General features: G+C 72.6%; 15 protein-coding genes. 2 read left to right on the top strand and 13 right to left on the bottom strand.

The genetic code is table 11. The annotated features are described in order from the left end of the window. Positions 1 to 125: 125 nt before the first annotated feature. The 4 genes from ABZ267_RS22795 to ABZ267_RS22780 form a co-directional block, all read right to left on the bottom strand. Positions 126 to 1,211 (bottom strand): prephenate dehydrogenase, encoded by a 1,086-nt coding sequence (locus ABZ267_RS22795; RefSeq protein ID WP_356754604.1) that lies wholly within the window; start codon positions 1,209 to 1,211, stop codon positions 126 to 128. Next, positions 1,208 to 1,570, bottom strand: coding sequence for a chorismate mutase (gene aroH, locus ABZ267_RS22790; protein WP_018515490.1), 363 nt, complete (start codon positions 1,568 to 1,570; stop codon positions 1,208 to 1,210). The genes ABZ267_RS22795 and aroH overlap by 4 nt, the downstream gene beginning before the upstream one ends. 68 nt (positions 1,571 to 1,638) lie before the next feature. Continuing rightward, positions 1,639 to 2,241, bottom strand: coding sequence for a TetR/AcrR family transcriptional regulator (locus ABZ267_RS22785; RefSeq protein ID WP_356754602.1), 603 nt, complete (start codon positions 2,239 to 2,241; stop codon positions 1,639 to 1,641). A gap of 7 nt (positions 2,242 to 2,248) precedes the next feature. Further along, positions 2,249 to 2,611 carry a DUF1304 domain-containing protein gene (locus ABZ267_RS22780; RefSeq protein WP_356754600.1) on the bottom strand — a complete coding sequence of 121 codons (363 nt, stop codon included), beginning with the start codon at positions 2,609 to 2,611 and terminating at the stop codon, positions 2,249 to 2,251. 141 nt (positions 2,612 to 2,752) lie between these two features. Between ABZ267_RS22780 and ABZ267_RS22775 the strand changes: the two genes are divergently transcribed. Next, positions 2,753 to 3,211 carry a Rieske (2Fe-2S) protein gene (locus ABZ267_RS22775; protein ID WP_356754598.1) on the top strand — a complete coding sequence of 153 codons (459 nt, stop codon included), beginning with the start codon at positions 2,753 to 2,755 and terminating at the stop codon, positions 3,209 to 3,211. A gap of 58 nt (positions 3,212 to 3,269) precedes the next feature. Then, complete coding sequence (locus tag ABZ267_RS22770) at positions 3,270 to 3,956, top strand: nucleotidyltransferase domain-containing protein (RefSeq protein ID WP_356754596.1); 687 nt, start codon at positions 3,270 to 3,272, stop codon at positions 3,954 to 3,956. A 7-nt stretch (positions 3,957 to 3,963) separates the two neighbouring features. Here the strand turns inward: ABZ267_RS22770 and ABZ267_RS22765 are convergent, their stop codons facing one another. From ABZ267_RS22765 to ABZ267_RS22725, 9 genes are all read right to left on the bottom strand, one after another. Continuing rightward, complete coding sequence (locus tag ABZ267_RS22765) at positions 3,964 to 4,989, bottom strand: ADP-ribosylglycohydrolase family protein (RefSeq protein WP_356754595.1); 1,026 nt, start codon at positions 4,987 to 4,989, stop codon at positions 3,964 to 3,966. After that, positions 4,986 to 5,750, bottom strand: a complete 765-nt coding sequence (locus ABZ267_RS22760) for an NUDIX domain-containing protein (RefSeq protein WP_356754593.1) — start codon at positions 5,748 to 5,750, stop codon at positions 4,986 to 4,988. The genes ABZ267_RS22765 and ABZ267_RS22760 overlap by 4 nt, the downstream gene beginning before the upstream one ends. Then, positions 5,747 to 6,826 (bottom strand): AAA family ATPase, encoded by a 1,080-nt coding sequence (locus ABZ267_RS22755; RefSeq protein WP_356754591.1) that lies wholly within the window; start codon positions 6,824 to 6,826, stop codon positions 5,747 to 5,749. The genes ABZ267_RS22760 and ABZ267_RS22755 overlap by 4 nt, the downstream gene beginning before the upstream one ends. Then, positions 6,823 to 7,479, bottom strand: a complete 657-nt coding sequence (gene pnuC, locus ABZ267_RS22750) for a nicotinamide riboside transporter PnuC (protein ID WP_356754589.1) — start codon at positions 7,477 to 7,479, stop codon at positions 6,823 to 6,825. Before pnuC ends, ABZ267_RS22755 begins: the two co-directional genes overlap by 4 nt. Before the next feature lie 123 nt (positions 7,480 to 7,602). Continuing rightward, positions 7,603 to 8,937, bottom strand: coding sequence for a pseudouridine synthase (locus tag ABZ267_RS22745; RefSeq protein WP_356754587.1), 1,335 nt, complete (start codon positions 8,935 to 8,937; stop codon positions 7,603 to 7,605). Then, entirely contained in the window at positions 8,937 to 9,593 is a 657-nt protein-coding gene (gene scpB / locus ABZ267_RS22740; RefSeq protein WP_356754585.1) for an SMC-Scp complex subunit ScpB, read from the bottom strand. The genes ABZ267_RS22745 and scpB overlap by 1 nt, the downstream gene beginning before the upstream one ends. Next, complete coding sequence (locus ABZ267_RS22735; RefSeq protein WP_356754584.1) at positions 9,586 to 10,632, bottom strand: segregation/condensation protein A; 1,047 nt, start codon at positions 10,630 to 10,632, stop codon at positions 9,586 to 9,588. Before ABZ267_RS22735 ends, scpB begins: the two co-directional genes overlap by 8 nt. An 83-nt stretch (positions 10,633 to 10,715) precedes the next feature. Then, positions 10,716 to 11,279 (bottom strand): hypothetical protein, encoded by a 564-nt coding sequence (locus tag ABZ267_RS22730; protein ID WP_356754746.1) that lies wholly within the window; start codon positions 11,277 to 11,279, stop codon positions 10,716 to 10,718. Next, on the bottom strand, positions 11,276 to 12,394 hold the full coding sequence (locus ABZ267_RS22725; RefSeq protein ID WP_018488026.1) for a ParA family protein: 1,119 nt from the start codon (positions 12,392 to 12,394) through the stop codon (positions 11,276 to 11,278). Before ABZ267_RS22725 ends, ABZ267_RS22730 begins: the two co-directional genes overlap by 4 nt. Between the last annotated feature and the right edge of the window lie 224 nt (positions 12,395 to 12,618).

Here is a 12,618-nt window from a genome sequence, read left to right as displayed (position 1 = left end):
GGACGGGCGGGCCAGGGGACGGCCTCGTACCAGGTTACCGAGTGCCGGACGCGCCCTTGTACCCCGTACGGCGGAGGCGCCGGACACCAGCGGCGCCTCCGCCACCGACCTCGGCTCCACCGGCCTCAGCTCCGGATCGACCAGCCGCGCTCGGTGAGAGCGGCGCTCAGCACCGGGGCCGCGCTCGGTTCGACCATGATCTGGACCAGGCCCGCCTGCTGCCCGGTGGCGTGCTCGATGCGGACGTCCTCGATGTTGACCCCGGCCCGGCCCGTGTCGGCGAAGATCGCGGCCAGCTCGCCCGGCTTGTCGCCGATGAGCACGGCCACGGTCTCGTACGCGGCCGGAGCGGCGCCGTGCTTGCCGGGGACCCGGACGCGGCCGGCGTTGCCGCGGCGCAGGACGTCCTCGATGGCGTCGGTGCCCGCGCGCCGCTTCTCCTCGTCGGCGGAGTGCAGCCCGCGCAGCGCCCGTACCGTCTCCTCCAGGTCGGCGGCGACCCCGGCCAGCACGTCGGCGACCGGCCCGGGATTGGCCGAGAGGATCTCCACCCACATCCGCGGGTCCGAGGCGGCGATCCGGGTCACATCGCGGATGCCCTGGCCACAGAGGCGTACGGCACTCTCGTCGGCCTCCTCCAGACGCGCGGCGACCATGGAGGAGATCAGCTGCGGCGTGTGCGAGACGAGCGCGACGGCCCGGTCGTGGGCGTCGGCGTCCATCACCACCGGGACGGCCCGGCAGAGCGCGACCAGCTCCAGCGCGAGGTTCAGGACCTCGGTGTCGGTGTCCCGGGTCGGCGTGAGGACCCAGGGGCGGCCCTCGAAGAGGTCGGCGGTGGCGGCGAGCGGCCCCGAGCGCTCCTTGCCCGCCATCGGATGCGTACCGATGTACGGCGTGAGGTCGAGGCCGAGCGCCTCCAGCTCGCGGCGCGGGCCGCCCTTGACGCTGGCCACGTCCAGGTAGCCGCGGGCCACACCGTCACGCATGGCGGTGGCCAGGACGGTGGCGGTGTGCGCGGGCGGTACGGCGATGACGGCCAGGTCGACGCGGCCGGCCGGCGGCTCGTCCGTACCGGCGCCGAGCGCGGCGGCGGTGCGGGCCGATTCGGGGTCGTGGTCGACGAGGTGGACGTGGACGGAGCGGCCGGAGAGCGCGAGGGCGGCGGAGGTGCCGACGAGCCCGGTTCCGATGACGAGGGCGGTTCTCACTGGGCGATGTCCTTGCGCAGGGCGGCGGTGGCGCCGAGGTAGACGTGGCTGATCTCCGCGCGCGAGAGGTAGGTCTCGACGTGGGCGAGGAGGCGGACGACGCGCGGCATGGCGCCTTCGATGTCCAGCTCCTGGGCGCAGATCAGGGGTACGTCGACGATGCCGAGGCCGCGTGCGGCGGCGGCCGGGAAGTCGCTGTGCAGGTCCGGGGTGGCGGTGAACCAGATGCTGATCAGGTCGTCGGCGACCAGCTCGTTGCGTTCCAGGACGGCCGTGAGCAGCTCACCGACCCGCTCGTCCATGTGTCCGGCCTCGTCCCGCTCCAGCTGGACGGCGCCTCGGACCGCTCGTACCGCCACGTCGTACTCCTCGCTCGTTCACTTCCGCACTGCTCCTGATCACCCTAGAGGGACGGCGCCGGGCCGGGTCACCGCGTTCTCCGGTTGAGACGGGCGGTGGCGTGGACCGCGAGGAGCGTGCGCCAGATCCGGCCGGCGAGCTGTTCGGGCGTCGCGGCGACGCGCCCGTGGACCCAGTCGGCGAGCATCCCGGTGAAGAGTCCGGCGACCGCGCTCGCGGTGAGGTCGTGTCCGGTCTCCGCCGGGCGGCGGGCGGAGAGCTCGTCGAGGCTGCGCTGCCGCAGCTCCCGGTGGAGCAGCTCGCCGAGCGGTCCGCCGCCGCCTTCGCGCAGGAGGCCGCGGTAGACGGGCGCCCGGGTGTGGACGGACGCGAGGAGCGCGGCGAGCGGCGCCGGTGGCGCGTTCGGTCCTGGCGGCGCGCCGTCCCAGGCGTGCAGGGCGTCGACCGCTTCGGTGACGGCCTCGGCGCAGGCGTCCACCGCGAGCGCGTGCAGGTCGTCGTAGTGGAGGTAGAAGGTGGCGCGCCCGACGCCGGCCCCGCGGACCACCTGCGCGACGCTGACCTGTTCGAGTGGCCGGTGCTCGCAGGCGGCGAGCAGCGCGGTGCGGAGCTTGGCGCGGGTGCGCGCGGTACGCGGATCGGCGCTGCCGTCGGTGACTGCGGGAGCCATCGCGACCTCAGCCGGCGAGCAGGACGGCGCCGAGGGCGAGTGCGGACGGCACGGCCTGGACGTGGAGGATCTTCCGGCTCACGGTGGCGGCGCCGTAGATCCCGGCGACGATCAGACAGGTCAGGAAGAAGACCTGCGCCTGGAAGGCGACCGGGTCGGCGGCGATGAGGCCCCAGACCAGGCCTGCGGCCATGAACCCGTTGTAGAGGCCCTGGTTGGCGGCGAGCGTGGCGCTCTCGCGGGAGAAGGCGGCGGTCGTGCCGAAGGCCCTGCGGCCGCGGTCGGTGTCCCAGAGGAACATCTCCAGGACCAGGAAGTAGGCGTGGATCAGCGCGACGAGCGCGACCAGGACCTGAGCGGCGATGTGCATGGCGGCCGGCCTCCCGGTGACGATTTCCTGGACGACTGTACAGGAAGTGAATCGGGCCCGCCCGGTTGCTTCACCTGCGCGCTCCCCGGCACCACCATGGCCACCAGAGACCGCCCCTCACGCCCGACAACTGGAGAGCCCATGAACGCGAACGCACGGCGACGGACTGTTCTGACCGCGGGAGCGGCGGGCGCCGCCGCCTTGGTGACCGGCTGCGGATCGTCCGGCGACGAGGGCGGTGGAGGGGACGCGAGCGGTACGCCGACGGGCACGGCGTCGGATGCCGCGTCGCCCGGCGCCTCTCCCGGCGGCGGTCAGCAGCTCGCCGCGACGAGTGACATCCCGGTCGGCGGCGGCACGGTCTTCAAGGAGCGGAAGGTGGTGGTGACGCAGCCGGAGGAGGGCGAGTTCAAGGCGTTCTCCGCCGTCTGCACGCACGCGCAGTGCCTCGTCTCGACGGTCAGCGACGGCACCATCAACTGCCCGTGCCACGGCTCCAAGTTCTCCATCACGGACGCGGCGGTCGAGGCCGGCCCCGCGACCCGCCCGCTGCCGGCCGAGCAGATCACCGTCTCGGGCGGAGAGATCCGGCTGGGCTGAGACGGCGGGCCCCGAATCTCCGAGGCGCCGCGGCCTCCTCCCCCGTACGCTCGCCGCCATGATCACTCCGGCCGACGAGGCTCTCGTACGCGATCACACGGTCTACGCGTGTGTGATGGGCTCACGCGCGTTCGGTCTGGCGACGGAGGACAGCGACACCGACCGGCGAGGCGTGTTCGTGGCTCCCACGCCGCTGTTCTGGCACCTCACCAAGCCTCCGACGCACATCGAGGGCCCTGGTCCGGAGCAGTTCTCGTGGGAGCTGGAGCGCTTCTGCGAGCTGGCGCTGCGGGCCAACCCGAACGTGCTGGAGTGCCTGCACTCCCCGCTGGTGGAGTACGTGGACGACACCGGCCGCGAACTGCTGGAGCTGCGCGGCGCGTTCGTCTCCCGCCTGGCCCACGCCACGTTCGTCCGCTACGCGCTGGGCCAGCGGAAGAAGCTGGAGGCGGACGTGCGGCAGTACGGAGAGCCGCGCTGGAAGCACGCGATGCACCTGCTGCGGCTGCTGGCGAGCTGCCGGGAGCTGCTGCGCACCGGCGAGCTGCACATCGACGTCGGCGAGGCGCGCGATGAGCTGCTGGCGGTGAAGCGCGGCGAGGTGTCCTGGCCGGAGGTGGAGCGCCGGATGAACCGCCTGGCCGAGGAGAACGACGAGACGGCCAGGACCTCACCGCTGCCGCCCGGGCCGGACCGGGCGGCGGTGGAGGACTTTCTCGTACGGGTCCGGCGGGCGTCGGCGTAGAGGTCGCTCAAGCGTCCCAGAGCGCCGCCAAGGAGAGCAGGTCGCTCCGGTACTCGATGCGCTCCGACCACTCCTGAGGCCAGGCCCCCGCGCCCAGGTGGGCCCCGGCGAAGGCGCCCGCCAGGCAGGCGATCGAGTCGGAGTCGCCGCGGGTGCAGGCGGCCCGGCGCAGAGCGGTGAGCGGGTCCTCCGGGAAGAGCAGGAAGCAGTGCAGGGCGGTGGCGAGGGCCTCCTCGGCGATCCAGCCGTCGCCGGTCCGCTCGCACGGGTCCGTCTCCGGTGACGGGTCGCGCAGGGCCTCCTGGAGGGCGGCCAGCGCGCTCTGGCACTCGTCCCAGCCGCGGCTGATGAACGCCTCGGGCGAGGCGTCACCGGCGTACCGCCACAGGTCGCCGAGCCAGCGGGTGTGGTAGCGGCCGGTGTTGTCGTAGGCGTAGCTGCGCAACTGGCCTACCAGGCCGAGCGGTTCGGCGCCTTGGGCCAGGAGGTGGATCGCGCGGGCGGTCAGGTCGGAGGCGGCCAGCGCGGTGGGGTGGCCGTGGGTGAGCGCGGCCTGGAGCTGGGCGGCGCCGGCGCGCTGTTCGTCGCTGAGTCCGGGGACGAGGCCGATCGGCGCGACCCGCATGTTGGCGCCGCAGCCCTTGGAGCGCGTCTGGCTCGCTTCCTGCCAGACGCGGGTGGTTTCGAGCATGCGGCACGCGGTGAGGCAGGTGTTGCCGGGGGCCCGGTTGTTCTCCGGCGAGTGGTACCAGGCGATGAACTCCCTGCGTACCGGGTCCACCAGGCGCTCCGGCGTGAGCAGTCCGCTGTCCATGGCGGTGCGGATGCCTCGGCCCAGCGCGATCGTCATCTGGGTGTCGTCGGTGACGATCGCGGGGGTCGGGAGGCCCATGTGCCGCCAGGGGCCGCACTTGGCGAAGATCGAGGGCACGTCGTTGAACTCGGTCGGGAAGCCCAGCGCGTCACCGAGCGCGAGCCCGGTCAGCGAGCCGGTGGCCGCCTGCTTGGTCAGTCTTCTGGTGGCGATGGTCATGGCGTTCGTCCTTCCGGGCGCGAGAGGGGTGGTTCGGTGGGTGGCGGGCGCAGCAGCGGCGGGTGCAGGGTCGTGGCGCCGCCCGCCCGGTACAGCGCGGCCGGTTTGCCTCGGCCGCCGGTGCGGCGCGGCGGGCCGTCCACCGGCTGGACGAAGCCCGGCGCGTTGAGGACCTTGCGCCGGAAGTTGGGCCGGTCAAGCTCGACGTCCCACACCGTCTCGTACACCTGCTGGAGCTCGCCGAGCGTGAACTCGGCGGGACAGAACTCCGTGGCCAGGCAGGTGTATTCGAGCTTGGCGCCGATCCGGTCGCGGGCGTCGGTGAGGATGCGGCCGTGGTCGAAGGCGAGCGGTCCGGTGGAGCCCGTGGCCCACCACCGCGCGCTCGCCGCGTCGCCGCCGCCGCGCGGTTCGGGCAGATCCGGCAGGAGTGCGGCGTACGCGACGGAGACGACCCGCATCCTCGGGTCGCGGTCCGGGTCGGTGTAGGTGCGCAGCTGCTCCAGGTGGAGGGCGCCGACGGCGTCCGGGCCGAGGCCGGTCTCCTCGGCCAGCTCGCGGCGGGCGGCCTCGTCGGCGGACTCGCGCGGCAGGACGAAGCCGCCCGGCAGCGCCCAGCGGCCCCGGAACGGCTCCTGGCCGCGCTCCACCAGCAGCACATGGAGCGCCGCGTCCCGGACGGTGAAGACGGCCAGGTCGACGGTGACCGCGAACGGCGGGAAGGCGTGCGGGTCGTAGCCCTCCGGTACGCTGGTGCTCATCGTTTCTCCGGGAGCGGTGCGGCGAAGTCCCAGCCGGTGGCGAGGAGTTCGTCCACGGCGGCGACGGCCTGCGCGAGGCGGACCTCGGGCGGGCCGGTGATCTCGATGAACCGCCTTCCGGTACGGGTGAGTTCGGCGCGGAACCGGTCGGTCATCCACGGCCGCAGCTCCTCGCCGTCGCGCAGCCCGTCGTCCTCGAAGGCGACGCCTTCGTGGTCGGTGAGCAGCCAGAGGTGGTGCGCTGTCCGGTCCGCGATCTCCTCGACGAGCGGGTTGCGGCCGCCGACGTACCGCTCGTGCCAGACGGTGGTGGCGAAGGAGTCCGTGTCGCAGAAGAGGACCGGTGAGCCGGTGCGGGCGGCGGTCTCCTCGCGCTCGTTCTGGGCCTCGGCGATGACGGGGAAGTCGTCGGTGGTGAAGGTGACGTCCTCCCAGGCGGCTCCGGGCCACCGTTCGCGCAGAGCCGCGAGCTTGCGTTCGCTGTACTCGCGCCCGTACTCCGCGACGTACTCCGTCCGCGCCCAGACCCCGCCGCGTGCCCGGTAGTGGCCGGTGAGGGCCCGCGCGAGCGTGGTGGTGCCGGTGGACTCGGCGCCGAGGACGACGACGCGGCGGGCGAGAGCGGCCCGGACCGGCGCGCGGAGGAAGTCCCAGGAGCCGACCGGGTCCTCGCGCACGGCGGTGCCGGAGACCGGGAAGAGCGTGCGGTCGGGATCGACGAGCACGGACGCGGCGCCGAAGCGGCGGCCGAGCTCCTCTCCGTACGCCTCCGAGGTGAAGACGGCGTCGACCCGCTCGGGCACGGCGGCGGTGAAGACCGCCATGTGCGCGTCCCAGACCGCCGGGTCGTCGACGTCCATGTGCGTGTCGTCCACCGCGCCCACCACCGTGACGTCCGGGTGGACTTCACGCATCCAGGCGACCCGGTCCGCGAGCGGAACGGACTCCACGGAGGCGGCGCAGACCAGCACGGTCAGCCGTTCGCAGTGGTCCTGAGCCGTCCGGACGAGGTGGTGGTGGCCGGCGTGCGGCGGATAGAACTTGCCGAGGACCAGGCCGTGTCCGTACGTCTTCATGCCGTGACCGCCTCCAGCGGACGGGAGTTACGGGCCGTAAGGTCGCGGCGCCAGCTGCGCAGGCCGACGATGCAGAGCGCGAGGAATCCGGCGTACAGCAGCGAGGTCGGATACAGCCCCTTGTGCGCGTAGAGCGGGATGTAGACCACGTCCGCCGCGATCCAGAGCCACCAGGACTCCAGCCGCTTCCGGCACTGCCCGTACGTCGCCATCAGCGACAGCGAGGTCGTAGCCGCGTCCCAGAACGGGACGGTGGAGTCGGTGGCCCTGGCCAGCAGCAGCGTGATCCCCGCGGTCCCCGCCACCCCCGCCGCGAGCAGCCAGGTCCATTCGGTGCGCGTCGTCCTGCGCACCGGAAGGACGGAGGATCCTGGTCCACCCCCGTGGGTCCAGGTCCACCAGCCGTACGCGGCGAGGGTGATGAAGACGATCTGGAGGCCGGCGTCGGCGTACAGGCCGGCCTGCGCGAACAGCAGGATGAAGAAGACGTTGTTGGCGATGCCGATCGGCCAGTTGGCGATGTGCTGGCGGGCCACGAGCCAGACGCAGAGCGCCCCGCTGCCGAATCCCAGCACCTCGGTCCAGCTGACCGGGGTGTCCAGGACGGTCACCAGGGGCTGTTGCAGAGGACCGAGTATGTCCGCGAGGCTCACGGGCCCGCCTCCTTCTTTATAGTCACTCTGACTATAAAGGGTGGACGCGGACAGCGAAAGGCCCGCGGCCGGTTCTGTTCGAACTTCCGAACAGCTACCGGCCGCGGGCCTTGTGAGGAGCCCTTAGAGGCCGACCTCACGCATCAGCATGCCGACCTCGGTGTTGGTGAGGCGGCGCAGCCAGCCGGACTTCTGGTCGCCGAGCGGGATCGGCCCGAAGGACGTCCGCACCAGGCGCTCGACCGGGAAGCCGGCCTCGGCCAGCATCCGGCGGACGATGTGCTTGCGGCCCTCGTGGAGGGTCACCTCGACCAGGTAGTTCTTGCCGGTGTTCTCGACGACGCGGAAGTGGTCGGCGCGGGCGTAGCCGTCCTCCAGCTGGATGCCGTCCTTGAGCCGCTTGCCGAGGTCGCGCGGCAGCGGGCCCTGGACGGCGGCCAGGTAGGTCTTCTTCACGCCGTACTTCGGGTGCGTGAGGCGGTGGGCCAGCTCACCGTGGTTGGTGAGCATGATGATGCCCTCCGTCTCGGTGTCGAGCCGGCCGACGTGGAACAGCCGCGTCTCGCGGTTGGTCACGTAGTCGCCGAGGCACTGACGGCCGTCCGGGTCCTCCATCGAGGAGACGACACCGGCGGGCTTGTTCAGCGCGAAGAAGAGGTAGGACTGCGCGGCGACGGTCAGGCCGTCGACCTTGATCTCGTCCTGGTGGACGTCGACGCGCATGCCCTGCTCGACGACGATCTCGCCGTTGACCTCGACCCGGGACTGCTCGATCAGCTCCTCGCACGCGCGGCGCGAGCCCATGCCGGCCCGGGCGAGGACCTTCTGCAGCCGCTCGCCCTCCTGCTCGGCGCCCGGGTGGGTCTTGGGCAGGTTGATCTCGGGCTTGTTCGCGTACCGGTCGCGGTTGCGCTGCTCGATCTTGGCGTCCAGCTCGCGCGGGCGCGAAGGAGCGGCACGGCGGAAACCGCCGGTGCGGCCGGAGCCGCCCTGTGCGGCCTTCGGGCCGCCCTTGGCGCCGCCGCGCGCCGCCGCACCGCGGCCCTTGCGCGGGCCGTCCTGCTCGGAGCGGGCGCCGGGAGCGTCGTTGCCGACGTCGTAACGGCGCTCCTCGGGGCGGGGACGGCGGGGACGCTGGTCCTCGTCACGGCCGCCGCCCTGGTAGCTGGGACGCCCGTCCTGGGAACGCCCGCCCTGGCCGCCGGGACGACCGCCCTGGCTGCCGCCGCGTCCGCCCTGACCGCCGGCGGGACGACCTCCCTGACCGCCGGGACGACCGCCCGAGGCTCCGGGCCGCCCGCCCTGGCCGCTGCCACCGCGTCCGCCGCCGCCCTGGCCGCCGCCGCCCTGGCCCTGGCGGAAGGAGCCGCCGCCGCTGCGGCCGCCACCGCCCGCGCCGCCGCCGCTCCGGCCGCTGCCGCCGCTGCCGCTTCCGCTGTTCCTGCCACTGCTTCGCATCAAAATTCCGTCTTGTCGTCTGCGTGAGTATCCGGGGTGTCCGGTGCGTCCGGATCGAACGACGGCACACCCTCTAGCGTCTCAGCCTCGATCGCGTCCGCCTCGGGGAGGAAGGGCGCGAGTTCCGGGAGCTCGTCCAGGCCGCGCAGGCCCATTCGCTCCAGAAAGTAGTTCGTCGTCCTGTACAGGATCGCACCTGTTTCAGGTTCCGCGCCCGCCTCGGCCACCAGGCCCCTCTGGAGGAGGGTCCGCATGACGCCGTCGCAGTTGACTCCGCGCACCGCCGAGACCCTTGAGCGGCTCACCGGCTGCCGGTAGGCGACCACCGCCAGCGTCTCCAGCGCGGCCTGGGTCAGCCGGGCGTGCTGGCCGTCCAGGACGAAGCCCTCGACGGCCGCCGCGTACTCGGGCCGCGTGTAGAACCGCCAGCCGCCCGCCACCATCCGCAGGTCGAAGCCACGGCGCTGCACGGTGTACTCGTCGGCCAGCTCGCGCAGCGCGTCCGCCACGGCTCTGCGGGGCCGCTGGAGCACCTTGGCCAGCTGGTCGACGGTGGCGGGCTCGTCGACGACCATGAGGACCGCTTCGAGGGCGGGCTTGAGGTCGAGCGAGGCGACCGCGCCCGTGTCGTCCGCCTGGACCGGCTGCTCACTCATCCCGTACGTCCTCCTCGTCACTGCCACCGCCCGGCTCCTGGTCGAACTCGTCCGTCACCACCGGCTCCGCGTCCGCACCGCCGGACCAGGTCACCAGCAGGTCGCCGAGCGCCTCCTCCTGGTCCAGGGTGACGGCCGTCTCCCGGTACAGCTCCAGCAGGGCCAGGAAGCGGGCCACCACGGTCAGGGTGTCCGGGGCGTCCTCGGTGAGCGTGCGGAAGCTCACCGGCGTCCCGGCCGCGCGCAGCCGCTCCACCACGATGCCCGCCTGCTCCCGCACGCTGACCAGCGGGGCGTGGATGTGGTCGACGTACACCTGCGGCTTCGGCTTCGGCTGCATCGCCTTGACGGCCAGCTTCGCGAACCCTTCCGGCCCGATGCTGATGACGACCTCGGGCAGCAGCTCGGCGTGGTGGTCCTCCAGGCCGACGGTACGAGGGTGGCGGCGGGCCTCGGACTCCAGGCGGCCGCTGAAGATGTCGGCGATCTGCTTGTACGCCCGGTACTGGAGCAGCCGCGCGAAGAGCAGGTCCCGCGCCTCCAGGAGCGCCAGGTCCGCCTCGTCCTCCACCTCGGCGGCGGGCAGCAGCCGGGCCGCCTTGAGGTCGAGCAGGGTGGCGGCGACGACGAGGAACTCGGTGGTCTGGTCGAGGTCCCAGTCCGGCCCCATGGCACGGATGTACGCCATGAACTCGTCGGTGACCTTCGAGAGCGCGACCTCGGTCACGTCCAGCTTGTGCCGGGAGATCAGCTGGAGGAGGAGGTCGAAGGGGCCCTCGAAGTTCACCAGCCGGACGGTGAAGCGCTTGTCGTCGGGCGCTTCCGGAGTTTCCGGCGCCTCCGCAGGCTCAGGCTCGGCCTGTACGGCCTCCGGAGCGGTTTCCGGCACTTCCGGTACGAAGGCGGCTTCCGGCTCCCGTACGGGCTCCGCAGGCGCCTCCACGGCCGCCGGAGCAGCCTCCGGCTCGGCCGCCACCGGCCCCGGACCCTGGCCCAGGACGCGGCGGCGCGGGGCGGCGGGGTCGTGGGGCGGGGGCATGGTGGTCCTGGGGTGGTGCGGGAGCGCGGACGGGCCCCGCCGGTCGGCGGGTCCCATCCGGCAGGCTACCGGCGCGGCGCCGGTCAGCGGCCGCGCAGCCGCCGTACGAGGATGCTCGCGTCGCCCCGGGACTCCAGGTCGGCGAGGACCACCGCCACCGCCTCGCGGACGATGCGGCCGCGGTCGACGGCGAGGCCGTGCTCGCCGCGCAGGACGAGCCGGGCGTGTTCCAGGTCCATCAGCTCCTCGGCGGAGACGTAGACCGTGATCTTCTCGTCGTGGCGCTCGCGGCCGCTGGGCCGCCGGTTGGCGCCGCGTCCGCCGCCGCGCCTGCGCTGCTGCTGGACGGCCGGGGACTGCTCCGCCGAGGCGGAGGCGGCGGCGGACCGGTCGCCGGACGGCGGGGCCGGGGCAGCGGCGGCTCGGCGGTCGCCTTCGCCGCCTCGGCCGCGCGCGTCGTCACTGTCGGCGGAGGCGTGCTCCTCACCGGCCTCGGCGGCCCGGCCCGCGGGATCGCTCTCGCCCGCCGGCGCCGGCACCCGCGGCTCGCCGTTCGCCTTGCGTCGCCGGTCCGCCGGGGACGATGCCTGGAGGCCCATCCCTCCCCCGGTCGTACGGAACAGTTCGTCGGCCCCCGGCAGACTCACTCGGCGTGACACCGGGCGAGCACCTCCCTGGCGAGCTGGCGATAGGCGGCGGCACCGACCGAGTTGGAGGCGTACGTGGTGATGGGCTCACCGGCGACCGTGGTCTCCGGGAAGCGGACCGTGCGCCCGATGACCGTGTGGTAGACGTGCTCGTCGAAGGCCTCGACGACGCGCGCCAGGACCTCGCGGCTGTGCACCGTACGGGAGTCGTACATGGTGGCGAGGATGCCGTCGAGCTCCAGCTCCGGGTTGAGCCGCTCCTGGACCTTCTCGATGGTCTCGGTGAGCAGCGCGACGCCGCGCAGCGCGAAGAACTCGCACTCCAGCGGCACTATGACCTTGTGAGCGGCCGTCAGCGCGTTCACGGTGAGCAGGCCGAGCGAGGGCTGACAGTCGATCACGATGTAGTCGTAGTCGGCCATCAGCGGCTTCAGGGCGCGCTGGAGCGTGGACTCGCGGGCCACCTCGCTGACGAGCTGCACCTCGGCGGCCGAGAGGTCGATGTTGCTCGGCAGCAGGTCCATGTTGGGCACGGCGGTCTTCAGCAGGACCTCGTCGGCCGCCATGCCCCGCTCCATGAGCAGGTTGTAGACGGTCAGGTCGAGCTCCATCGGGTTGACCCCGAGGCCGACGGAGAGAGCACCCTGCGGGTCGAAGTCGACGAGCAGGACACGGCGTCCGTACTCGGCGAGCGCGGCACCCAGGTTGATGGTCGACGTGGTCTTGCCGACGCCGCCCTTCTGGTTGCACATCGCGATAATCTTCGCGGGGCCGTGGTCGGTCAGAGGGCCCGGGATCGGGAAGTACGGCAAAGGCCGTCCGGTCGGGCCGATGCGCTCGCGACGCTGGCGCGCGGCGTCGGGCGCGAGCGTGGCCGCGTACTCCGGATCGGGCTCGTACTCGGCGTCGGGGTCGTAGAAGTGCCCCTCGGGCACCTCGGCGAAGTCGGCGAAGCGGTCGGTGTTCCGGCCACTCTCGTTGCCGGCCGTGGCGTTCACGTGTAGGCCGTCCATCATCTGGGGGGCTGTCGTCATGTGCTGTTGGGTGGCGAAGGTGCGGACAGCGACGGAGCCGACAGCTTCGAGCCCGATCGGGCTCAGACCCCGTGCAGGCATCCCTGGTTGACCACCCCCGGGAGTAATTGTCGACTCATTCACAAGTCGTCTTACCTCCTTGGACGTGACCAGGAAACTTATCGATAGGTCAGCGTGGCACCATGCCGACGATTGGCGACTCTATGGCGTGCCACCCGTCCGCAGCAACACAATCCGCCGGACCCGGCCCGATGTGTCGGCAATCGAACGCCTCGCTGTCAAGGGTGCACAGCGACCAAGCCGCA

The organism is Streptomyces sp. NPDC006174, assembly GCF_040614075.1.
Classification (GTDB): Bacteria; Actinomycetota; Actinomycetes; order Streptomycetales; family Streptomycetaceae; genus Streptomyces.
The sequence above is the reverse complement of the archived record's forward strand: the minus strand, read 5'-3'. Positions and strand labels throughout refer to the sequence as shown.